At 56.6% G+C, this 24,903-nt stretch carries 15 protein-coding genes; 13 read left to right on the forward strand and 2 right to left on the reverse strand.

The window, feature by feature from the left end:
• Window positions 1–145: 145 nt before the first annotated feature.
• Window positions 146–235 (forward strand): sporulation protein YjcZ, encoded by a 90-nt coding sequence (yjcZ, locus tag ETC00_RS03455; RefSeq protein WP_171564566.1) that lies wholly within the window; start codon window positions 146–148, stop codon window positions 233–235.
• Window positions 236–482: 247 nt separating this feature from the next.
• Here yjcZ and ETC00_RS03460 read toward each other — a convergent pair whose 3' ends face one another.
• Both ETC00_RS03460 and ETC00_RS03465 read right to left on the reverse strand, forming a co-directional pair.
• Window positions 483–779 carry an aspartyl-phosphate phosphatase Spo0E family protein gene (locus tag ETC00_RS03460; protein ID WP_230077049.1) on the reverse strand — a complete coding sequence of 99 codons (297 nt, stop codon included), beginning with the start codon at window positions 777–779 and terminating at the stop codon, window positions 483–485.
• Between the two features lie 205 nt (window positions 780–984).
• On the reverse strand, window positions 985–2,388 hold the full coding sequence (locus tag ETC00_RS03465) for a helix-turn-helix domain-containing protein (RefSeq protein ID WP_171564567.1): 1,404 nt from the start codon (window positions 2,386–2,388) through the stop codon (window positions 985–987).
• 381 nt (window positions 2,389–2,769) lie between these two features.
• Between ETC00_RS03465 and ETC00_RS03470 the strand changes: the two genes are divergently transcribed.
• The 12 genes from ETC00_RS03470 (at window position 2,770) to ETC00_RS03525 (ending at window position 24,890) form a co-directional block, all read left to right on the forward strand.
• Window positions 2,770–3,327, forward strand: a complete 558-nt coding sequence (locus ETC00_RS03470) for an NADPH-dependent FMN reductase (RefSeq protein WP_171564568.1) — start codon at window positions 2,770–2,772, stop codon at window positions 3,325–3,327.
• Between the two features lie 5 nt (window positions 3,328–3,332).
• Window positions 3,333–3,455 carry an ammosamide/lymphostin RiPP family protein gene (locus ETC00_RS03475; RefSeq protein WP_143862700.1) on the forward strand — a complete coding sequence of 41 codons (123 nt, stop codon included), beginning with the start codon at window positions 3,333–3,335 and terminating at the stop codon, window positions 3,453–3,455.
• A 103-nt stretch (window positions 3,456–3,558) separates the two neighbouring features.
• Window positions 3,559–4,941 (forward strand): TldD/PmbA family protein, encoded by a 1,383-nt coding sequence (locus tag ETC00_RS03480; RefSeq protein ID WP_171564569.1) that lies wholly within the window; start codon window positions 3,559–3,561, stop codon window positions 4,939–4,941.
• The gene (locus ETC00_RS03485; RefSeq protein WP_171564570.1) at window positions 4,938–6,296 is read left to right on the forward strand and encodes a metallopeptidase TldD-related protein; all 1,359 of its coding nucleotides are present in this window, start codon (window positions 4,938–4,940) and stop codon (window positions 6,294–6,296) included. Before ETC00_RS03480 ends, ETC00_RS03485 begins: the two co-directional genes overlap by 4 nt.
• 19 nt (window positions 6,297–6,315) lie before the next feature.
• A complete protein-coding gene (locus ETC00_RS03490) occupies window positions 6,316–7,557 on the forward strand; it encodes an MFS transporter (protein WP_171564571.1) in 1,242 nt (413 codons plus the stop codon).
• A 12-nt stretch (window positions 7,558–7,569) separates the two neighbouring features.
• A complete protein-coding gene (locus tag ETC00_RS03495) occupies window positions 7,570–10,167 on the forward strand; it encodes a lantibiotic dehydratase (RefSeq protein ID WP_171564572.1) in 2,598 nt (865 codons plus the stop codon).
• Entirely contained in the window at window positions 10,164–12,671 is a 2,508-nt protein-coding gene (locus tag ETC00_RS03500) for a lantibiotic dehydratase (RefSeq protein ID WP_171564573.1), read from the forward strand. Before ETC00_RS03495 ends, ETC00_RS03500 begins: the two co-directional genes overlap by 4 nt.
• A complete protein-coding gene (locus tag ETC00_RS03505) occupies window positions 12,665–14,944 on the forward strand; it encodes a hypothetical protein (protein WP_171564574.1) in 2,280 nt (759 codons plus the stop codon). Before ETC00_RS03500 ends, ETC00_RS03505 begins: the two co-directional genes overlap by 7 nt.
• A gap of 14 nt (window positions 14,945–14,958) precedes the next feature.
• Window positions 14,959–17,469 (forward strand): lantibiotic dehydratase, encoded by a 2,511-nt coding sequence (locus tag ETC00_RS03510; RefSeq protein ID WP_171564575.1) that lies wholly within the window; start codon window positions 14,959–14,961, stop codon window positions 17,467–17,469.
• Window positions 17,466–19,955, forward strand: coding sequence for a lantibiotic dehydratase (locus ETC00_RS03515; RefSeq protein ID WP_171564576.1), 2,490 nt, complete (start codon window positions 17,466–17,468; stop codon window positions 19,953–19,955). Before ETC00_RS03510 ends, ETC00_RS03515 begins: the two co-directional genes overlap by 4 nt.
• A 4-nt stretch (window positions 19,956–19,959) precedes the next feature.
• Window positions 19,960–22,446, forward strand: a complete 2,487-nt coding sequence (locus ETC00_RS03520) for a lantibiotic dehydratase (protein WP_171564577.1) — start codon at window positions 19,960–19,962, stop codon at window positions 22,444–22,446.
• Window positions 22,443–24,890, forward strand: coding sequence for a lantibiotic dehydratase (locus ETC00_RS03525; RefSeq protein WP_171564578.1), 2,448 nt, complete (start codon window positions 22,443–22,445; stop codon window positions 24,888–24,890). Before ETC00_RS03520 ends, ETC00_RS03525 begins: the two co-directional genes overlap by 4 nt.
• The last annotated feature ends 13 nt before the right edge of the window (window positions 24,891–24,903 follow it).

The raw sequence follows: 24,903 nt of genomic DNA on the forward strand, positions 1-24,903 counted from the left end.
AGGATAAAGCGTCCGGAATGGGGTACATTTCTCGGCTTGAACGGTATCGGAAAAATTGTGCTCATTCCATGACACCAGTCTATACCCGTTTCCTTCTTGCGACATAGCATAAATACTGAATCAACAGGAGGAGGTGGATCCAACCATGAGTGGAATCTTCAACGGTTTCGACGAATTTGGGCTGGTCCTGGTACTGTTCATTCTGCTGGTGATCGTGGGTTGTTCTTGCGACTAGGATGGATTCACTTGCGTCGATGGTAAGGCAAAGAGAAAAGCAGCTGCAATTTCTTCCCCTTCACACAGCAGAGGGGAATCGCATAAGCATGTTGACCCGAGAACACTGCAGCATCGCTCTTTCAATCCTTCCCTCAGGTTGGGGGAGGGATTTTTTACGTGCAAAGGGGAGTGCGCCGAACGAAACTGCCCGGAGAAAACAAATTGGGAACCAGCCGCTCACCTGATTCCCAAGAGGAGTATTTGTTTTACAGCTTCTTTTTTTTCTCATTCATCCGGTGTTGAATCGCCAGAATATACTGGTCCAAGCGTTGGCTTAGCTCCACCACGGTATCATTTGACAGGCTGCCCGTCTCCTGAACCAATTGAACCAACTGCCGGCGCAGTTCTTCCGTTATTCCTACGATGTCATAGACATGTGGAAATTTGCTTCTTTCCTGTTCAAATGATTGCATGGTAGACTTTACATATGGAAGTCGTCTCTCTTTTTTTGGGGGCGTTCCTTTGCTCTGGCGAGGAGGAGGAACGTCCTTTTCGTTAATCATTGTGATTATGAGATTCACCTCCTTTTTTTGACAATAAAGGACAATTATTACTATACAATGGTATCCCAAAACTTCCGGGCTGAAAAAAATGGAATAATGAAAAGCACCCCAAAGGGTGCTTTTCATTGCTCAACCGCCGAATCCGTGTGTAAGCATGGTTATAGTTTGACTTGTTTCAATCGGCATCGCAATAGCGCAATATACACTAAATATGACGATAAGCGGAAGGAACAACGTTTTTACATTCATTTGTTGAACCTCCTTTTAAAATTTCTTCAAAGACGCTTAACTGCTGCTTGGATGCTTGGTGTCGGTGCTCCCAGAACAATTCTGTACAACGTTTGAAGGCTTGGTAGTGATTCATCTTATCAGCAAGGGAAAGGCACAGTAACGTTTCTTCGAGAGCTTTGGCAATACGCCCCCTTTTAAACTCATATATAGTTTTACAATAACGAAAATGATAATGTCTGCCAATATTAATTGGGTCTTGATATTGCTTGAAACGGTCAATTTCCTCAGAAAAGCGTTCCAAAATATGGTCAATGGTAATATCATATTTACTGGCTGACTCCATAATGGTTAATAATCCCGCTGGTATTTCGGCGGGGTATTTCATCAGAAAATCCACGTACTCCGGCAGAACGTCGATATTCCCCGTTAACAGATCAAGGGTATAGAGATTGGCTTTCGCCCAGATTCGGAACTTCTCGACTTCCCTTCGCCCAATTTCATCCAAAAGTTGAAACCACCCAAGATCGGCGTATCCCTGCACATACGTTTTGGCCTCTTCGTACCTGCCTTGCATTTGTAATGCCACGCCTTTTGCAAGAAATCCTTGCCCATAGTATACAACCAGGTGCCGCTCTGTTTTTAACGGTTCGAATTCCTTGTTACTTTGCTTTTTTCGCAACTGGTCTTCATATACTGCCATTGCAAGCGCACGCAATTCGTCAGCGTATGTTTCAATCTGCTTCCACTTTTGTAACATAAAGCAAGCATTCGCCAGTTTTAATAGCGCATCTAACTGATACTGTTCAGGCAGCCGCTTTCGATAGGGGGCAAAACGTATGACCGCCTCCCAATGTTCTTCTGCATTTGTACCTTGCAGCGATTGAAAGATCCGATAGTGAGCCAACACAAAACGATCGTTGTGGCTGTCCTTTTCGTTATCTATAACGTGTTGATAAAATGGCACTGCCTCTTTTCGTTTTCCGGTCTCAAATAGCTGCTCGGCCACGGAGAAAAGAATCGACACATGTTTAGGGTTCTCCAGCAATTTGGGGACAATCGACTCAATACAATCCTGCCTTCCGATTTCCGCACAGCGGATCAAATATGGCACCAGTCGTGGGCGTGATACTTTTCCCTCGGAGAAACACTCTTCTTCGTACAAATCGTACAGCCACCCCGGAGCCTGTCCAAAAGCTGTAGCCAAAGCATCCAACTGCCGAATCGTTATTGCCCGAGGAGGATTTCTGTTCAGGATGGCACTTAAATGTCCCTGATTAATGCCAGTTATTTCGCTAAGTTTCCTGAGTGTGTAGCCGTGCTTTTTAATCTGACGCTCAATTTCAGATCGCAAGGACCGGCGCACCTGTTGAAATCCCATAAGCACTCCCCCAAGAAATTAGAGAAATCACCCTTATTTTCCTGTATATTACAATATCATAAGATGATAGACAAGCGCTTTTCCCATCCTGCTCAGAATGTTCGGGTGGCTGGGTGAATAAGATTAGGGCAGCGATCATTTCCGACTGCCCCTTTTTGTTTGGGCATGCTGGGGGTGTGTCGAAAAAAAGTGCACATTTGCGGGCCCACATGGACTTCACGACCAGATGGAAAAAATGTAAGATACAGGGAGAAACTCCTTTTTCCGGCGAGGCTGAACGGAACGAATGGTGCATCGTCAAAAACGGGGTTGAATGGTCGTGCCATATCATGTAATATGTTAGAAAAGTTTCATTTTTATGGAAATTCGGAGGAGAACGTCATGGCAAAAATCGTCTTGATCAACGGCAGCATGAACCCGGAATCGGTGACAAAGCGCGTACTCAATCTGTTCGCAAAGCTGTTGCAAAAACAAGGTCATGAAACGGAACTGATCTGTGTGGCGGAGACAAACTTCCCGCTGTTTAGTTTTACGGTACCGCAAACGGACAAAATGATCGAAATTTCGGAAAAGATCAAACAAGCTGACGCTTTTATCGTGGGTTCGCCCGAGTATCACGGCGGCTACACAGGTGCGCTGAAAAATCTGCTGGACTATCAGGATGGGTCGGGATTCAAACATAAGCCGATTGCGTTATTGGCCGTATCGGGAGGCCTAAAGGCAGGAATTCTGACGCTGATGAGCCTGCGGCAGGTGTTTCGTACGCTGCACGCAAACGTGATTCCGGAAGAGATTGCCATTTCCAGTGAACACGAGCTGGACGAAAACGGGCAGTTGAATGAGGCGTGCCGGAAGCGCGTGCAGAGCGTCATTGCCGGACTGCAGCGGGAGTTAAACGTTTTGTCCCTACGCAATCGTGTGGAAATGGAAAGGAGGTGAGTCCCATGGAACAAGTAAAAAATCAACAAGAAGCAGTGGAAAACAATGAAGATCTGGACCTGGAAGAGCTGGAAGACATTGATTTTCTCCTGGAGGACATCGAAGACAAGATCGCACCGCTTGCGTAGCCTGCGGGTAAGATGATCTATCATCCGCTTGATAGGTCATCTTGCCTTTTCTTTCCGCTTCAGTATCTATTTAAGAATCCTCATGAACAGAGAGGGTTGTGTGATGGAAAAAGCGCTCGCAAACGAGTTGATCCAGCAGTTCCTGGCGTACGGGCATGAGGAAGTCGAGATATTTCATGAAGAAAAGCAGGTCCACTCGCTCCGCACGAGGCGGGGCGGCGAAAAGCCGGAGTGGAGAGTGACAGTTGGTCAGGGGGTTGGGGTGCGCATTTCAGGTGAAATGGGAATGAAATACCTCCACTTTCCCATGTCACCTGCCGATCTCCTGGAGCATGTAAAAAGCGGCCGGAACACGGCCTTGTTGAGAGAAGTGCGCAGCGGGAAGCAGGTCGGCGATGAGGAGGCTCAACATGTCGGTGTATCCTTATCGGCGATGGCTGCAGCGTTTGAAGAACTGCATGACAGGTGGCAGCGGGGGTTCAGAGCAGCCGGACGGGTGAACAGCCGTTGCATGGAAAGTGTCACCTCGTTTGACCAGCGCATCACCGTGGCCCGATCCGACGGCTTCTACGCTGACGATCACCGCTCCTACTACACGATCGACATCCAGGGGGAATGGACGGAAGAGTCGCGTCCCATGTACATGAGCCGTTCCTGCGGCGGCCTCAATCTGGAAGAACTGCGTGCGGGGTTTGCCGGATTCGTTCAATCGGCACTCGCTGAGTTCGACGATTTGCAACAGTACATAGAGATCGAAGGAGGAGACTGGTGCGTGGTGCTGGGGCCGGGAAACCCTGCGATCCTGATCCACGAAGTGTGCGGGCATGGATTGGAGGGCGATCTGGCTGCCCATCCGGACGCAGTCTACGGGGGAAAATTTGGACAGCCTGTGGCATCGGAGCAGGTGACGTTGGTTGACGACCCGACCATACCGGGTCTGTCCGGCAGTTATCGCGTGGATGACGAAGGGGAAAAGGCCCAATCCACCGTGCTGATCCAGAATGGCCGGCTGCAGGAACTGATGTACGACCGTACGGCCGCCAAGCGGTGGGATACGCATTCGAACGGACACGGGAGGCGTGTGTCGTATCGATACCCGGCGATTCCGCGGATGTCAAACACATTTATTCAAGCAGGCGAGTACACGCCTGATGAAATTGTGCGTCAAACCTCCCGCGGGCTGTACGTTCGCAAACTTGGCACGGGAGAGACGGAACTGACCACCGGGCGGTTTCGGGTGCGTGTGGTGGAAGGTTTTTTGATTGAGAACGGCCGGATTACGCGTCCGACAGGCGACCTGTGGCTGGTCGGTAACGGTCCGGATCTGCTGTCTTCCATCGACCGTGTCGGCTGCGATCTCCGGATGCATCATTCCCGCCACGCGACGTGCCACAAATTTGACCAGATGAATCTCGCGGTCAGTGTCGGTCAGCCGACGATTCGGATAAAGAAAATCCATGTGGAAACGGGTGCTGGTAGATCATGAACATCGGGGTGATCGATAACGTACGCGTCGACGATTGGGCGGCCCGGCTGGCGGAAAGGGCAGTGGCGGCGGGCGCTGACAACGTGGAGATTTTCCTGCGTGTGGAGGAGATGGTGCGCCTGCACTGGACACCTTACCAAGGAGTCGCATTGAGAAGCGGCGCGGAAAGCAATGTGCATGTGCAGTTGGACGTCGACGGACAGACCGTGACGTTTGTTTCCGACGCGCTGAATGCTGCCGGCATCGAGAGCCGATTGATCCAGACGGTGCGCGAACTGATCCGCACTCCACGAGAGCGGGTGAAGCAGATCACGTGGGTCGATGCGGCCAGGCAGGGGCGGTATGCACACGTTGATTCGGACGCGGATGCCGTCGATTTTCTTGCAATCCGCGACATGATGCGGAAATGGCAGGAACGATTCGTCCCTTCCGCCTTTCATCTGCATCGCTGGGAGTGCATCAGCGGGCGCACATTCACGGCGCTGGTTCGCTCAGACGGCCAGATGATGTCGGATGCAGCAAACAAGTACAGTCTCCAGCTCTTGCTGGAGGGGCGACACGGATTTTTGCTCGAAGGAACGTTCGCGCTTCGAGCGGCTGATTTCAGGACGGGTGACCTTGAGGAGCGGATCGATCAATTGCTGGCATGGCCGCGGGAAGAGACGACACTTCAACCGGGCACCATACGGCTGTCCATACCGCCCAGCATCGGGGCTGACATCGCGCGCAAATACGGCATCCTGTTTTCCGGGCCGCGTTTGTTGGGCTCACCGGAGTTGGCGGGTCTGATTGGGAAGCGGCTGGCCAAAAGGCATGTAACGCTGGTCGATGATGCCTGCTTGCCGGGCGGATGGGCAAGTCGTGCGTTTGACGAGGAAGGAACACCGTCGCAACGCACGGTGCTGATTGACAGCGGCGTCATGGCGAAGTTTCTGCACTCGACGGTAACGGCGCAAAGGTGGGGCGTCACCTCCACAGGCAATGGCGTTCGCTCGCGGAACCACTCCGACAGTGTAAGTCCGAGCAACATCTATTTTGTACCCGGCGGGACGGATCACGCGGAATGGAGGAGGCAGACCGATCTGGGCGTGGAGATTGTTCACGCAGTGCAGCCGCCTGAATTTGTCAGCCAAAACGGGATGATCAGGTTTGTTGCCGACGGGTGGCTGATACGCGGCGGCAAGCGCGAACGACAAGTGAGTTCGGTAGCAGTCGCCCTGCATCCGTTCCGCTTTCTCCGCAAACTCTCTTCCTTCGGCAGCGACCTGACGTTCTTTCTTCAGGCAAAGGGCGCCGGATCGCCAACGATCTTTGTTGACGATGCTGAGGTACAGGAGGGGCACATTGTCATCTGAAGCAGAGGAGGATGTTCCTATGGCACACGATCAAGCCGGGTACAAGCAATTGTTCACCATCCCGAATTACGTGTTGGTGTGGATCGGGCAAACGACCGCAAATTTCGGGGACTCCCTGTACCAGATTGCGTTTTTCTGGCTCGCCTACAAAATGACCAATTCCTCATTCGTCGCGGGTCTTGTGGTTCTCGCCACATCGACACCATACATCTTCTTTGGGCTGCTCGGCGGCGCCTATGCCGATCGCTGGGACCGCAAACGCGTGATGGTGTACGGGGACATCATCCGCCTTGTCTCTCTCCTCACCGTACCCTTTTTCTACTGGCTCGATCTTTTGCACGTATGGAATCTGGCCATTACGGCATTTGTGCTCAGTACGGTACGCTGCTTCTTTTTCCCGGCGATGAGAGCGTCGCTTACGAGCTTTATGCCGAAAGAACTCTGGTCGGCAGGCAACTCATTCATGCAGGCGTCCTTCCAGCTAATGCGCGCCATCGGGCCGATGATCGGAGGCGTGCTGATTGCGCAGACCAGCGCGATTTTCATCTATCTGATCACCGCCGCCAGCTACGTCGTCTCGATTCTGTCCCTGCTGCCGACCAAGATACCGCCGATTGAAAAGAAGAATGTGCAGGTATCAGTATTCCGGGACATTTACGATACTTACCTCTTCGTCAAAACCGTTCGTCCGCTGTTTTGGTCCATCTTTTTCTTTGGCGTGGGTCTTTGTCTGATTGTCGGTCTTGACCGTTTGGGCCTTCCCATTCTGTCTGATCAGGTGTGGGACATGGGCTCCAAGGGGTATGGGATCATTTTGAGCGCATTTGCGGTCGGCAACTTGCTGATGACGCTTCTGCTCGGCAAAATCCAGATCAAGAAATTCGCAAGGGTCATTTTCAGCGGCTGGGCGCTCTGGGGCTTGTTTTACTTCCTGATCGGCTCCACAGACATGTTTGTCCTGGCGGTCGGCTTCGCCTTCCTGGCCGGCGCGGCGGAATCGTTGATCGATATGCCGCAGATTCTGCTCGTGCAGAACTCCGTGCCCAACGACCGGCTTGGCAAAGTGTTCAGCATGCAATCGACGACCGCCTTTATCGGCGAGTCCGGTTCCAGCCTGCTGGCCGGTGCGTTGATCGGGTGGCTGGGAGCGGCTGACAGTTACAAGGTTGCAGGCGTCGGGCTGATCTTGTGCGGCGTGGTTGGATTGTGGCTGACCCGGACTGCCCACCGTGTTCCATCTTCCGTTTCTACACAGGGATAGGGAAGTGATTTGATGTTGAAAAACAGCCAAGCGGTGCAGACGCATTCGCTGGATACCGGTTGGGAGCTGCTGCCGGATTTCGTGTTTCGTACGACCGGCTTTCCCTTTGAATGGTTGGAAGAGTTGCGGTGCACACAAACGCTGGCGCAAGCGAAGCGGCTGCTCGCACTGGAGCAGGAGCAGGACCGGCTGCGCGATCGCTTTGTGCACGAGCTGTTTCCCCGCCTGATCGCGTATGAACAAGAGCGGGAAGAGGTCGGGTCGGCGGTGTTTCCGACACTGTACAAATTAAGGAAGCGCGTGATGAAAAACCGGACGCTCTCTTTGGACGATGTTGCCTTTTGGAAGAGCCGCCGGTATGAAAACACAGACTGGGAGCACTTTGTGGATGAGTGGAACGAGCTGGAAAGCAGGCGGGCAGAGGCAATAGCGGCGGGGGAGGAGCTGTTTCAAGCGGAGTTGGCCCGCGTGCGCCGCGTCATGATGGCGAAGGTGAACGATCCGCGTTTTCAGGAGGCGGTGTTTCTCAGCAGCCCGTCTTCCTTTCAGCGAGTGATAAAGTACAGCAAGGACTGGGAAGCCAAGCCAGAACCGGACTGGAACAGCACCGCACGAGGTGCCGAGCGAATGATCTTTGCGTACCTGCAGCGCTTTTGTGCCAAGAACGACACGACGTCGTTCTTCGGGCCCGTCAATTACGGAACGTGTAACGCCGCAGAGCCGCGAGCGATTCGACGCGCGTTTCGCGAAGGGAACGTCCTGGGAAAGCGGCGCGTGTTTATCGCCCACTGGTATGTCAAGCTGCTGGCGCAAAAGCTGGCCGGGCGCAACGAAATCCTCCCGCATCTGAAGCCGCGCCCCAATCCGCTGGTGCGCCCCCTGGACAGCCACACGTTTCATTTCCACGGACTCAACCGGACGTTCCGCTTGCCGGATGCGCATGCACGTGTGTTTCTGGCGTTGGACGGCGAGAAGACCGTTTCGCGAGTGGCCGCGGAATTGTCCATGGATGAAATTGCGTTGATCGCGCTTTTGCATGAGCTCAAGAACAAACGGTTGATCGATCTGTCGATTCCCCTCTCTCCGGTGCGCGTAGACGCCTTGGCCGAACTGCGGGACCAACTGGCGGCACTTCCGCCAGCGGCGCGTCAAGCGGGGGAGGAGTTGATCGATAGACTGGAAGGTTTCCGGGTCTTATTGGAACATACCCCGTATCCGGAGCGCGTACAGGTGTGGGAGGATGTGGAAAGGCAGCTCGCTGACCTGGTGGAAGAGGATACGCGGCGAAAGGGCGGAGCCTTGTATGCGGACCGCACCGCGCTGTACGAAGATTGTGCAGGCACGCTCTCCGCGTTGACGATTGGCGGCCCCCTCTATCGGGCGCTGACCGGTTCGTTTTTAACAACATTAAAACTTCTGACAGCCGCTGCCGTCCTGAAATGGATGGATTACCAACAGGCGGGCAGGACATTGTACCGCAAGCTGGCGGCGGACGGGAAGGTGGTCCGCTACATCGACATGATCCCGCTGTTTGAGCAGGGCGAACCGGAGATGAGGTACACCCGTCAATTCCAATCCCGCATCCAAACACTGCTGCGCCAGCGGCAGGAGGAACATTCGGGGGGCGAACTGCACATCAGCGAGGAAGAGGTCCGCGACCTGTTGGAACCGTTCCAGGAAGAGATCGAACGAGCGCTGGCTCACCTGCAGATGACCCTGCCAAGTCCCGATATCATGGTCGCGGCACCTTCTGCTGATGCGGTCGAGCGAGGGGAGTTCCGGCTGGTGCTCGGTGAACTGCATGATGACTGCTCAACGATTTTCAACGGGTTCATGGCGTACTTTGCGGATGATCCAGAGGCGCTGTGGGCACGGTTTGAACAGCGCATTCAAAGGATGCCGCAGTGGGAGCGCATGGCTACAATCATCACGGAGCGGCGAAACAAGCATGTCACTCCGGAGCTGCCGGGCCATACGATCCTGCTCTCCGCCGTTTCGACCAAAGAGCCTGCCTATGTCATTCCGATCCATCAGGTCGCGGTGCGTGAGATCGACGGGCGGCTCACGCTTTGGGCAAACGGAAAGCCGCTCACTCTCTATCCGGGAGATTTGCACTCGGCCGCGCACGGTTGTTTTTCCCTGCCATGCGTGGTGCCGATCGAATGTACTGTTTCCAGCGAGCAGGAGGAGGCGGATGTGAAACGCTCTCCACGCATCGTCGTCGACGGTGTGGTGATGCAGCGTGAACGGTGGGAGATCCCGGCCGAACACATGCGGGCTGATTCCCTGGAACTGAAAGGGTTCCCCTTGTTTGTGCACATGGCTCGCAAGCAGATGCAGTTCGATCTGCCCGACCGCTTTTTTGTGAAATGGAAGGCGGGCGAGAAACCGATGTATGTCGATCTGTCCATCCCCTGGTCGCTTGAGTGGATGGTGCGGGTGGCGGCCCAGACGGACCGCGTGTCGATCAGCGAGATGTATCCGGGCCCGGAGCATCTGTGGTGGCATGATGATATCGGTGTGCATACGTTTGAACTCCGGACAGGTTATGTGTACGACTACTCTGCCGGTTTGAGGCAGAAGCAGGAAGCGAGGATGGATAGGCGATGAACATGATGACGGCCGAAAATCAGGCGGGGACGCAGCCGTTTTCCCCTGATTTTGAATGGCGTTTTTTCCCGCACTACATCATCCGCAGCACCGGATTTCCATTTGAGTGGCTGGAAGCATTGGCGTTTCCCCGCACCAGCGACATGGCACGGCAGATTGTGCAGGTAGAGCGTTCACTGGATGTCCAGACGGCAGCGCTGCTGGAAATCGCCGAACGAAGCGGTGGGTTGCCGAGAAAAAGCAGGCAGAAGCTGTCGCGGTTCTTACAGCGCCGGGAGACAGGCGCCGCTGCCAAACTGGCCGAACTGGAACTCACCGGCCCGAATGAGCTGCACGACTGCGCGGCAGCCTGGGACCAAATTGCCAAAGACTACCAGGAATTGCTGGCGCTGGTGCCGGAGACGTTTGAGCAGGAGTTGGCCGAAAAACGCGAAAAGCTGCGCCAGCTCGTGAAAGATCGCAAGTACCAGGAAGCGGTCTACCTCTCCTCACCGGACATGTACGCAAACAACGTCCCGAAGTATCTCAGCTACACACCGCTGCCGGACCGAAACGCGGCCGTCAAACGCATGGAGCGGCGCTTCTTCCATTACGTGCAGCGCCTGTGCGGAAAAAACGAGACCTCCAGCTTCTTTGGCCCGCTGAACTACGGCAGCATCGACGATTCTGATCCGTCATACCTCGACGCGCGTTTTCAAACGGGCGACATCATCCGGCATCGCGAAGTATTCCTGGCTTTCTGGGCGATCAAGCGCCTGGCGGAAGCCATCAGGCAAGACGATACGCTCCGGCCTCATCTCCCGGTCCACCTGCATCCGATGGTGGAGGCGGTTCCGGAGAAAGGGGTTTTGCACCTGCACAACAGCGGAAAAACCGTAACGGTAGGCCGTACGCTGGCCTCCCTGCTCAGGAAGGCGGACGGCACGAAAAGCCTGCCGGAGCTGCTCGCCCCTCTGGACGAGAAGGAGCGCCTGACTGTGGAAAAGCCGCTTTCCCACCTGCTGCAAGCCGGGCTGTTGAAGCAGGAACTGCACGTTCCGTCAACGCTGGGGAACCCGCTCCCCTACGTGATCGAACAAGTAGCTGCGCTGCCGCCGTCCGATCAACGGCAGATGTGGATGGAGCGCTTGCGCGGTTGGGAGGCATGGCTTGCGCGCATGTCGGCCGAGCAGGATTTGCAGGCCCGCATCGAGCTGATCAGCGAAGGCGAAGCGCGATTCACCGAGCAGACCGGAGAATCGGCCCGCCGGGGCAGCGGCAGTCTCTATGCCGACCGCTACATCTTCTACGAGGAAACAAAAGGGCACATCGAGCGGTTTGTCATGGGCAGGCAGTTCCATGAAAAGCTGTGCAAAGACCTTCGCGGGGCGCTGGAATTGAGCGCGTACTACGGCTACGAACTATGGCTGCATGCGCAAAGGCTCGGCAAAGAGGTGTTTGACTCCATCTCCAACGGTGGCGCTCCCGTTCCGTATTACACCTTTGTGAACGCGCTGCGGGACAGGTATCCAGATTCGTTGGAACCGTCCAAACCACAAGTCGTCGGGCAAATCGAAGAACTGGTCCGCAGCAAAGCGGTTGACAGCCCGCATTGTGTCGAGCTTTCCAGCGCTGCACTGCCGATTCGCGAAGTCACGATGCCTATGTACAGCTTGCCGGACCTGTTTATCGCCAGCGAAAGCATCGATGCGATGGCGAAGGGGGATTTTCAGGTGGTGCTGGGCAAGCTGCACAGCCACCTGCTCGTGCCAAACTGGATGACCATCTTCTACCCGAACCGGGAAGCACTGCGGGAAGACCTGTGCCGTGAGCTGAATAAAACGGCTGAGTTCCGTCAGCTCGTCGCGCCGGAAGTCGTCCGCCGCAACAAAGGCTTTTACGATTTTCCGGGCCGTGCGATGCAGTTTGCAGAGCTGTCCTTGAAAAAGGGCGACGACGTCATCCCGATGTACGATCTGGAGGTCGTATTGAAGGAAGACGGCACACTCGGGCTGCAAAACGTGAAGAGTGGCGAAGAGATCCGCCTGTACATTCAACTGGCTGATCAGGTAACGTATCTGCCCTTCATGCTGTTTGCCCTGCCGGCTTTGACACACATGCCGATTTCGCTCGGCGACCATACCCCGCGCATCGTCATCGACGGAGCAGTCTACCAGCGGGAACGCTGGGAATGCGGGGCACAGGCGGTCGCGGAACTGCTCGACAAAGACGATGCAGCTGCGTTCCTCAACGTATTCCGCTTTAAAGAAAAGCAGGGCATGCCGGACGTGGTCTACATTCGCGGTTTGTCGGAGCGCAAGCCCTATGTGGTGGATTTTCGCAACTTCTTCTGCGTTGAGATGCTGCGCTCGATCGTGCAAAACAATGAGCGGCTCTTGATCGAAGAAATGCTGCCGACGCCGGGTCAGTTGTGGCTGACCAGTGAAGCGGGCCGATATTCCTGCGAATTTCGCATGAACGTGTGGAAGACCAGAACCGAGAACAAAGGAGGCGGACTATGGTAGCCGTTCCTGAAACGTCTGTGAAAGTTGATTGGAACCGCTCGCTGATCGATCAGCTTCAATCCGTGCGAGAGGCGGCAGTGCTCTTGATCGGAGAAGAGCGGCTGGGCGGTGCCATGCTCATGGCACAGGCAGCAGAAGACGTGCACCAGGCAGGTCATCTCGCCGTGTCGATCGACGTAACCGGGCGCATGTCCCACTCTTTTTACGGGCTAAAAGCGATGCTCATGGCGCTGGAACCCGTTCTTCGGCAGGAGGCTGCCGACTTGCTCAAGGCACATGCGGCCGAGTGGACCAGTCTGTTCCCCCATGCCAGGGACGACGAGCTGTTTGCGAACACCGTCAGGATTGAAGAGATCGCCCTTTCGGCTTCCGAACGGCGTCTCTCGCGGGAAAATGAGCAGGTGTTTCGCCTGATTACAGGCTCCGTAAGCCTCCTTCTACAAGCGATGGAACGCTGCCCTTCATTGGCGGGCAAAACGCTCTGGCTGTTTATTAACCGCCTGGATGAGGCTGACCGGCTCTCCGCTCATGCCTTCCACAATCTGCTGCTGCGCCGCCATCCGCACATCCGCGTCGTCGCCACGATGCGCAGCGTTCCGCGGCCAGCGCCGAAAGCGCAGGAAAGCAATCCGCTCCAGGTATTGTTCGATGTTCGCCGGATTCGCGCGCAGTTCTTGTCTGATCTGGTGGGCGATGTGCAGCCGCGTGTCATGGAGCTGCAGGCGTGGACGGAAGACCAGGTGCGCGCGTTCGTGGAAGCGAAGCGCCCCGATCTTGTGGAACGGGTCCCGCAGATGTACAGGCAAAGCGGCGGCATGCCGATGCTGGTGCAGGCACTGCTAGCCGGCGCCGGAGAAGGGCTGGGCACATTCGAATGGACAGCGGAGGAGCAGGCGTTTTTGCGGCTCTATCGCGCCGTGCATGCCAACGAGCACGTATGGACCGCGGCCGGTATTCAGGCGATGACGCGGGACCGACTGCTTCTGGCGGAGCAGCTCGACGCGCCGGAAGCGCCCGGTGAAGAGGAAGTGCAGGCTGCTCACCGCTTGTTGTACGAAAAACTGATAGCGCGTGGATGCCCGCCATACTGGACGGCGGAGGAGTACTACAGCCACCTGGCCTATCACGCTTTAATGGCAGGCCTGACAGCGGATGGTTTCGCACATGTAGAGCAGGCGGTGTCGATTTCTGAACATTGGGGCAACTACGAAAACGTGCTTGCTCTCGTCAAGCTGGCCCTGCGCACGGAAGAATCATTCTCAGTGGAGCAGCGAGTCTACCTGTGGAAGCGCTGCGGGCTGATGCAGGCATACCTGGGGAACTACGACGAGGTGAACGCCGCATACGAACAGGCACTCCGGGTCGCGGATACCCCTACCATGCGCGCCCAGTTGTACGCCTATTTGACGTTGGTGGCCACGAAGCGACAGTTCAACGTGGAGCGCGCCGAAGTCCTGGCGCATCAAGGGTTGCGAGAGATCGACGGCCTGGAGGATGAGGCGACCATGATCGAGCGCGGCTGGCTGCACAACACGCTTGCGCTCACCCGTTTCATGCAAAAGCGGTACAAGGAAGCGTACGAACTGTGCAGGACGGCGTTTCAGTTTCTCAAGAGCCAAAGCAACTCAGAAGCGCTGCATTTGAAGATCAATCTGGTTTCCAATATGAGCGTGGTCGCTGAACAGATGGGCAATCTGGACATGGCCCTGAAGATTTGGCGCCGTTTTGAACAGTTCCTCCGCGGCAGCGGCAGCCGTCTCTTCGCCAAAATCTACTTCTATCGGGAAGCGGCTCTTCTCCTGTGCATGGGCGACGAGGAAGCGGCGTTGCAACAGCTCATCCGGGCGTACGAGGAGGCAGGCGCCATCTCGGATCATTTTCATATGGACGTGATCGCGCGCAACATCAGTTCCCTGTACCGGGAGCGGGGAATGGTGGACGCGTGCATTGACTGGCTTAGCAAGAGCGAACGACACGCGCTGGAAGTAGGCAGCTGCAACCGCGCAGAAGGAGCCAGAATTGCCGCTGCTGCCATCGCGTACGAAACGGGGCGCGGCGGGGAGCAATCGGTGGAAATCCTGAAGCAATTGGAGGCCACTTGTCGCATTGAACGGCGGCGCGACTTGTGCAGACAGCTTCTTCTCGAATGGGAGCAGGGCGGCCGCGATACAACGCAAGCAGTCATTCGTCAGGAGTTGCAGCGGCCGCGCACCAAACTGGGCATGCCGTTTTATCTGATTCATATACCATACGGCCACGTGATAAAAGAGTAGGGGGGACCCGCTGCATGTCAGAATGGAAATATATCTCAAAAATGGTAGTTCGTCGCACCGGTTTTCCCTTTGAATTGCTCTACCGAATCGCGTTTGATAAATCGGCTGCGCACATTGACAAGCAGCTGGAAACGGAGGAGCAGCTGCAACGGGAAATTGGCGTTCTCCTCAGTGAGAAGTTCACCGAACAGGTGAAAATATCCCAGGCAAAACAGGCCCGGCAAGAGCTGAAGCTCCTATCGAAGTATCGCCGAAAAGTGGCGAAGGGGCAGGTGTCGTTGCAGGACCTGGAACACGTGCGACTGTATTGGCCGAATACGCCGTTTTACGAGCAGTTTGCCAAGGTGGTCGCCCTGGCGGAAGAGGTCAGGAAGCTGCATCGAGAAGGAGAGGCAATTCTGGCCGAGGAGCTTGTGCACAAGCGCCGCGATCTGCAGAAACTGGTCGGAGACCCTTTCTTTGCGGAAGCAGTGTTTATCTCCAACCCGGACGTCTACGAAAACTCGTACCTGAAATACATCGCCCACGACGAATTTGAAAAGCGCACAACCCGGTTAAAAATGCTGGAAAAACGGTTCATCGCCTACCTGCAGCGATTCGCCGCAAAGAACGATACGGCGAGCTTCTTTGGCCCGATGAACTACGCCCGCTTCGACCTGGAGCAAACAGAACCGGTCAAGCTGGACATGGTCAGTGGGAAATTCACCAAGCGTGCTGTCTTCTATTCATTCTGGATGACCAACGTTCTGGCCGATGCAATCTCCAAAGAGCCTTCAATCCGTCCCTATCTGGCTCCGCGCCTGCACCCGCTGTGCACCCTGACCGAAGACGGCGTCGAGTACCTGTTTATCGACGGCCGGCGCAAACTGCCCGCTCATCTCCTGCGGCTGCTGCGCGATGTGGACGGCACGACCACGGTAAGGGAGCTGGCAAACCGCTACGACATGCCGGTTGAGGAGCTGATTCAACAGATTGAGCTGTTGGTCAAACAGCGCATGATCTTGTTCGGCATTGAAATCCCGTCTACCATCTTTGGACCGTTTGACTATCTGCACGAGTTCGTTCGTGCCCTGCCGGATCATGTGGAAGCCAAAGCCAAATGGGCAGCCGAACTGGATCAATTCGAACAGCTCCGGGCCGCATTTGAAGGCGGTACGTTTGAACAGCGCGTGGCAATCAGCAAGCGCATGGAGGAACGGTTCGTGGAACTGACCCGGCATGCAACGCGGAGGCTTGCTGGCAAGACGTACGCGGACCGCACGCTTTATTACGAAGAGTGCAAGGGCACCATCCGGAACCTGTCGTTCAACAAGGCGTTTCTTGACGATTTTCATTCGCGGATTGAACCGATCCTCGAGCTTATCGCTTCCTACGGGGAGATGATGCGCGGGTACTATCAGCGGATCGGCAAACAGGTGTTCCGGGAGATCGCACAAGGACAGAGCGAAATTCCGTATGCCCACTTCATTCGCCGCGTCCAGGAGATGGAAGAGCAGGGGAAGATCAACTACGATGACGAGATCTTTAACGAGTTCCATCGGAAGCTTTACGCCGTGGTGAAAGCCAATCAGGAAGGAAACATCGTCCGCCTGACGCAAGAGGACCTCGCGGAACTGATCGCGCACGATGCCGGCGGTTCCCTGCACACGTCGCCGGACCTGATGTTTGCCGCCCGGGATGTGGAGGCGCTCGCCCGCGGTGATTACCAGATCGTGCTGGGTGAGGTGCACCAGTTTGTGTCCATGTGGGGGTCGCAATTCCTGTTTGATTCAGATCGCGAAGCGGTGGAACAGGAGATCGAGCAGGTGATCCAGGAACTGCCTGCGTATCAGAAGCTGTCCACCATTTTGAACACACGCCGGCACAAAGGGCTGCTCTACGAAGCGTTCCCGGGCACGTTGATTCAATTCCTCGGCAAGCCGTCCGATCGTGCCAAACACGTCGTTCCGCTTCGTGATCTGGTGGTGCGCATCGAGCAAGACGAATTGGTGCTCGCCGACCGACATTCCAACAGAACCTTCACGATCTACAACAGCGGCGACGACAACCTGCACTTGTGGGCGTTTGCTGTACCGCGCGTGGCAAGCATCCCGATTGATTTTGGGCAGCATACGCCGCGCATTGAAATCAACGGCGTTGTCTACCAACGGGAACGTTGGGTGCTGCCGTCGAGGGAGTTTATCGGCACGGACCCTGACACAAGCGACTACGACCTGTTCCTCGCGATGCGCCGTGCGAAGCGCCGCCATCAATTGCCGCGCTGGGTGTTCGTGCGTGTGGAGAATGAGAAAAAGCCGTATTACTTCGATTTCGACAGTTTCTTCCTGATCGAACTGCTCCACGGCCACTTGAAGACCAACGACCAGGTGACCATGACAGAGATGTATCCTGGTCCAGAGCATCTCTGGATGCGCGACGAGGACGGCAGCTATTGCATCGAACTGCGCGGCACCGCATTTCGTCCGCCGCTGCCCGGCTCCAGGGAGTATGAATCGACTCGGGAAGAATTGGGGATGAACATATGAACCAGACGGCACTGGCTGCGTCTGTGTGGACGTGGTTTCCGCATTTCGTCCTGCGCAGTACCGGCTTTCCGTTTGAATGGATCGGACGAATGAGGATGGAGGAGACCCAACAGGTGCTGGAGGCTGTGTTCGCGTGGGAAGAAAAACGCCACCGCCTGGTGGAGCAGTGGGAGCGGGACGTGCTGCCGCTCCTTACCGACAAGGCGATTCGCTGGGAGAAACCTCAGCAGAAAGTGCTGGCCAGCGTGTACAGGAAAGTAAAAAAAGCGTGTGCGTTCAACGAAAATGAACGGGCCGGGATTCAAGCGATCGGCCGCTCCGAGCTGAGCGAATGGGCGCACCAATGGCAAGAAACGTTTCAACAGGAGGAGCAGCTCTACCGTCAGGCGGAACAGGTATTTGCCGGCGAATGGGAGCGGGTACGGGAGGAACTGCACACCTGCATTGCGCATCCCCGCTTCCGGGAGGCGGTGTTTCTCTCCAACCCATCCTTCTATGAACGCGGCTTCGCCTATTTTGACCAACACCGTGCCGACCAGACCCGTGACTCGCGCTGGCGGCAGTTGGAGCGTCAATTTTTCACCTATTTGCAGCGGTTTACAGCAAAAAACGAAACGGCCAGCTTCTTTGGCCCTGTCAACTACGGCCGGATCGCGGAAGGGGAGGGTACCGGGACCAACGGCTTGATCACGGCGCAATGGCCCGACACATTTGCGCTGGAAAAGCGGGTCGCGTTCTACGCCTTTTGGGTCTTGCAGGAACTGGCCGCACTGGTTGCGGCCGATCCGGCGTTGGCCGATGTCGTTCCCCTGATGTTTCGGGGAAGCTCCAAGCAGGTGCAGCTTGAACACTTCTCGGAAGGAATGAGCGTGCGGGAATGGGCGAAAGCGACAGGAGCGGCAGTTGAGCAAACCCGTCAGGAGGTTGATCGCTTGATCGCCAACAGCACGCTGCAGCGCATTTTCCCCATTCCGTCTTCCGTGATACACGGACTGGCCGATCTGATCGAACGGATTGGGAGGCTGCAGGCGGAAACGGAAGCGGAGCGCGGCGCAAAAGAACGCTGGCTGTCGGTGCTGAGACAGCTTCAGCGCCTGCAGCATCAATTCGAACAGGGGGACCTGCAAGAACGCATCGCCATCCTGGAGCGGGTGGAGACCATGGTTTCCGACTTGACCCGCCTGGCACCGCGCCGCGGTGAAGGGGAGTTGTTTCGGGACCGCACGGTGCTTTACGAAGACACTCGCGGCAATCTTACCATCTGCCTCGACCGGCGGATGGTTGACCACCTGCTCACGGATTTGTACGGCCCGCTGAAGATCGCCACCGTCTACACGACACTCCGCAAAGAGCGGTACATGAAGATTGCCATGCAGATCTACCGCAGGATGTTTGGCAATCGGCAAGCGGTGCGCTTTGACCAATTTGTCGTCGCATGCCACAAGCTGCTGCCGGATCTGGCGGACGGCGCGCGGGAGCATGGGGACGCCGATGATCCGCTGGAGGAATTCCTCCGGATCTTTCACCAGTCATGCGACGCCTATCTGGAGGGGCACTCCCCCACGCTGATCTCACCGGAGTTCGCGGCGTTCTTGCACAAGATGAAAGACGACGACCTGTACCTCACGTCCCCCGACCTGCTCGTGATGTTTGATTCGGGCGCAAAAGGAGGGGCGACTGCACCCACATTCGTGCTGGGCGAACTTCATCACGGTATCACGATGGAAGGGTGGATGCTCTCTTTCCATTCTGACGCGGACCGTGTGCGGGAGGAGATTCGGCAGGAAATTGTACGTCATCTCGCAATCGTACAGGAACGGTCGAAACGGAAGATCCTGCCGGCCAACCTGATTTTCAACCGAAAGATGAAAACGGCGCCGCAAGAGTATCCGGGTGTGATGGTGGAAGTGTCGGGATATGCCTCCACGCGCAGACCGGATGCGACGTTTGGTCTGAAAGATCTGGTCGTACGAGTGGACGGGGACGAACTTGTCCTCACGTTGCGCGGAGATGATCGAGCCATTCGTTTTTATCCGCCGGCCTTCGGGTTCACAGATCAGGCGTATGTTCCCTTTGCCCTGTTTTCCTTCCCGATCGTCCAGATGCCGACCTATCGCCGTGAGGGATTCACGCCAAGGATTGAAACGGGGCACCTGGTCGTGCAGCGGGCGCAGTGGACGCTTTCGACGGAAGACCTGCAGACGGTAATCCGGGCAAAAGAGCCGTTTTCCGCCTACGTCGCCGTGCAAAAGGTCAGACGCCAATATTCGCTGCCCCGCCATGTGTTTCTCCGCGTGCCCTCCGAACAGAAACCGGTCTACCTCGATCTGGAAAATCCGTACGCGGTGGAATTGCTGCAGCATCTCGCGGGCAAAAACGAGACGGTCACATTCAGCGAGATGCTGCCGGCCCCCGACCAGTTGTGGCTGCGCGATCGGCACGGCACCTACTGTTCGGAACTGCGCACACTGCTGATGAGGAGTTGAATCGATGAGCGGAGAGTGGAAACTGGCCAATGATTTTATCCTGCGGAGTACCGGGTTCGCCTTTTCTGACATCGAGCGTCTTCGGTTTTCGAGAACAGTGCAGGCCATTGAGGACTTGTTTGAAAAGGAAGAACAGTTGAATCGCGTGCTCAGTTCCTTCCGGGAACACGGCAGTGACTGGCTGAGGGACCGGGATGTCGCACTGCGCTGGAAGAGGCTGAAAAAATCAATCGGCAAAATGCAGGCGATTACCGCAGAGGAGTTGGAATGGATCAGGCAGCACGGCGGACCTGCGGAGACGGCGGCAGACTGGAACCAAAAGCTGGACGCCCTTCACGCTGCCAAGGCGGCCGCTGTCCGTGTGTTTGAAGCAGAACTGCAGGAAAAGCGGCGCGAATTGCGCGCCCTCGTCTCCAACCCGCGTTTTCAGGAGGCGGTCTTCCTCTCCAGTCCCCATATGTACAGAAAAGGGCTGCTGGCCTACCTGCATGCATCGGGTGAAGAACGGAACGCGGAGACCAAACGTTTGGAGCGGCAGCTTGTCGCCTATCTCCAGCGCATGGTCGGCAAAAATGAAACGACCAGTTTCTTTGGACCGATCAACTACGGCTGCTTTGCAGACGACTGCGCCCCGCACGATCCGGACGTCTCCCTAAAGCGGCCCGATATCCGCTACAACTGGACGCCTGCCCTGCAGCACAGGGAGACATTCATGGCCTATTGGGCTGTCCAAACGCTTGCGGAGACGTTTTCCCGCCTGCCAAGTGTGTTTACCCGGCTGAGACCTGTACGCAGCTTTCTCTATCGCCTGCGAGACGATGGAACGATTCAAAACGCGCTGACACAAAAACGATCCAAGCTCCCTTCTGCTGACTACGAGCTGCTGCATCTGGCCGACGGCACGCGGACGGTGGAGCAAATGATGCGGGAAGTGGAGATGTCAGAAGAACAGCTCAGGGAAAGGCTCTTCGGTTTGGAGCAGCAGAAGCTGATCAACCTGGCATGGGAAGTGCCAATCACCGCCACCCGCACGCTCGAATGGCTGATGCACGAGATGCAGTGCGTGCAGACGGATGATCCGGAAGTGGATACGTGGCGCCAATCGGTGCGGCGGCTGCTGGAGCTAAAAAACAAGTATTCGGACGGGGACGTCGCTGCAAAAGAGCAGATGCTGGGAGAGGCAAACAGAATCTTCCAGGAACTGACCGGGCAGGCAACTGAACGCAGTGGCGGTCGCATGTACGCGGACCGTACGCTGTTTTACGAAGAGTGCCGGGGGCAGCTCGCCCATCTGCGGATGAGCGTCGAAACCCGCCGCCAGTGGGAACAGCGTTTGCGCCCCGTGTTGCAGATTGCGGCCAAGCACGCTGTGGAACTGAAACAGCTTCATCGGACGTTCGCGCTAAAGGTATTTCGGGAACTGTACGGCGAGACCGACCGTATGATTCCGTTTATCCGCTTCCTGACCGATGCGATGCGGCATGAAAAATGGGAGCAGTGGACGCGGGAGTTCGCCGCGTTGCAAAGCTCGTTTGCCGAGAAGTTCGGTGAACGGGTCCGCCAGCTTGCCGAACAAAGCGGTGAGCGCGTCGTGGTGCTTGACCCCGACGAGATCGCTGCGCTGGTGGGGGAGGAGGCCCCCGACGTCGAGGACCCGTTGTTCTGCTCCCCGGACTTGATGGTGATACCAGGGGGGGAAGCCGTCGCCGACCAGCTTATTCTCGGGGAAATTCACGATACCGTGCTGCTGTGGGGATGGGCGTTGTCCTTTCACCCGGAGGAGGAGCAGGTCCGTGAGCGGATGTGGCAGGAACTGGCCGCGATCGTCAGACGGCCGATGGCAAACATGCTCGGCTCCAAGCGTTTGAAGATCATCCCGTTTGAGTTTCCGGGGTACACCATTCAGATGAGAGCGCGGTCTGTCAGCGACCGCCACGACAAAAAGGGAATTGCGGAACTGTACGTCAGTCCGGATGGAGAATTGCAGCTCATACTGGCGGAGGAACAGGAAGCGATCCGCCTGTACAACGGCGAACTGCACTCCATGGCGCACGAGTGGTTTGCGATCCCGAGAGTCGTTCCCTTTCGGGTGGACCTGGGTGACTGGACGCCGCGCATCGTGTTGGGTGACGTGGTGTACCAGCGCGAACGATGGAAGGTGACCCGCGACGACCGCTGGCGGAAAACCTATGCCGGCACCTCGTTCGAGCTGTTTTACGACATGTTGAAACTGCGCAGGGAATTGAAGATGCCGGAGTATGTGTACGTCAGAGTAAGCACGGAGCCGAAACCGTTCCTGATCGATTTTCACAACTACTTCCTCCTGGAGATGTGGGAGTCCTTTATGCGGGAGGATCAGGTGGCGATCGTCACCGAAATGCTGCCGGGTCCTGAACATCTCTGGCTGCGGGATACGGAGGGGAACCGCTACTGCGCCGAATTTCGGACGTCCGTCTTCTATCATGCCGATGCGGTGGGGGATCAGGAATGAGCAAGTGGCGGATTATGCCGTACGTAATCGTTCGGCGGGCCGGGTTTCCAATCAACTGGCTGGAAAGTCTGCGCTTTACCGAAACGCTTGCGTGCGTAAAAAACGTGCTGGAGATCGAAAAACGGCTGGATGAACAAAGGCTTGCGATCGTGCGTTTGATTGAACACCTGGTAGTGCGCGAAAAAAACGGTCAGGACCGGCGGCACCTCCTCTCGACGATGTCCAAGATCCGCAAAGGGCTTGCAAAGCGGAAAACCTTGCAATGCCCCGCCATCCCGGTGGAAGAAGAGGGGTACGATCAGCTCGGACGCGACGTAGCAGCCTGGAATGATCTGCTGCAGCAGGCAGCCGAGCAGCAGCGGGCCGGCCGGGAGTGCGCGGAGTCGGAAATGAAAGAAAAGCGCGCCCGATTGCGTCAGTTGCTGCATTCGCCCCGCTTGCGGGAAGCGTTGTGGTCGATGAATCCGCGTTTTGACGAGGCTGTGACGCGCTACCTGGAAAATCCGCGCGGGGAACGCACCTCGGACGACAAGCGATTTGAACGCAGATTGATCACGTATCTGCAGCGGTTGTGCGCGAAAAACGAAACGAACAGCTTTTTTGGTCCGATCGATTACGCCAAGCCCAATCCCGAACAGCAGGCGCCTGTCGTGTACGAATGGGCTGTGCCGTTTGTCAGGGAGCGGCGCGTGTTTTGCAGTTATTGGGCGGCGGAAACGCTTCTCGAGAAGATTTGCTCAGAACCGGGAGCCACCCCCTTTTTACGGCCGCGGCGTCACACGCTGTACAGCCGCGTGAACGATCACGTGCTCCGTTCAGGCTTGAGCGGACGAGAGACCACCCTGTCCGCACTCGCCGCTGCCGTCTACGACCTGGCGGACGGCACGCTCTCGTTTCGCGAGATGGCCGAACGGCTCCGGCAGCCGCTTGACGCGGTTTTGGCGGAGGGGAAACTTCTCGCACAGCAACAAGCGATCATTCTGCACCCGCTCCTGCCCGGGGATGAAGCAGACCCGATCGCCTGGATACTGACGTGGCTGAAGGAACAACCGCAGTCGTTTCCGCAGCGGGATGGCTGGATTGCCAACCTGCTCCGCCTGCAAGAGGAGATCAGGACGCTGGAAGAGACCGGGTGGCCGGAACGAAAGGAGCGGCTGCGCGAGTTGGAGCGGATGTTCGCCCGGTTGACAGCGCGGGATGCGACCCGCGAAGCGGGGGAGATGTACGCGGACCGCAGCATCGTGTTTGAAGATGCGCACGGCCCGCTAGCCATCGAGATCGGCGGAACGCTTTGGGCGCAGCTCGAAGAAAGTCTGCAGCCGATACTGGAGGCAGCGCGTGCCGATGCGATCCAGACATCCCGGCAAGAGCGGCAGGACGCCGCCCGCCTGTTGGATGAATGGTCCAACGGCCGAGGAACGATGCCTTACCTGCGCTTTCTCCACCATCGCTCCCGGATCGCTGGCGAACAACATTTGCCCGAACCGGCGCTCTCCAGCTTCCAGCGGGCGGCAGCGCAGCGGTTTGAGGAAGGCGATCCTTCCACGCCGATCTGCCTGCAGGCTGCCGATCTGGACGCGGAAGGGACGGGGCAGACGGTGGGAGAGGCGGAAGACGACCTGGATTCGTACTTTCTCTCCGTCGATTTGATGTTCATTCCTACAGACGGTGATGACGTACAGATCGTGGTGGGTGAAGCACATCCGCAATTTTTGACGGCGGTGTTCCCGTCCGCCTGCTTCCACCCGGAACGGGAGCGAATGATGGAAGAGATCGACACGTGGGCCAAACGACAGCGCGCGTATCCGCATATGGCCCAGATCGCCTACCACCGCAAGACAAAAATTTTCCCCTATCGGCTGCCCGGCAAGGTGATTGAATTGCTGCCGCGCCTGCCGGAGATCGACGACCAAGTAATCCCGGCCGGTGAATTGCACGTGTCCAATCGGGAGGGGCAGGTGTACCTGCACGATCAGACGGGCAAGGAGTGGCGCTTGTATCCGCCGCTGCACGCGGAGCCGCTGGACCCGGTCGCCCTGTTTTCGCATCCTCGCCTGGGAATTGGAACAGTGAAGACAGGGAATCGCACACCGCGCATCGTCATGGGGCGTGTACTGCTGCAGCGGGCACGTTGGGAATTGGATGCTGACGCCTGGCGGGTGGAACAAGGAAGCGATCACCCCTTCGATTTGATGCTGCACGTGTATCGCCTCAAGGAGCAGGAAGGCATGCCGGATTGGGTGTTCGTGCGTGTGGAAGGGGAGCGAAAACCATTCTGCATCGATTTCGCGAACGTTTTCCTTTTGGAAATGCTGCAGGGACTGTTGAAGCAATCGCGGACAGCTGTCTTCAGCGAGATGCTGCCCGCACCGAACGACCTGTGGCTGGACGACGGCGGAGAGCGCTATTGCTGCGAATTTCGCACAATGTGCCTCCGCGCATAATGAAAGGGTGAGC

This window comes from Brevibacillus sp. MCWH (assembly GCF_013096935.1).
Lineage (GTDB): Bacteria > Bacillota > Bacilli > Brevibacillales > Brevibacillaceae > Brevibacillus > Brevibacillus aydinogluensis.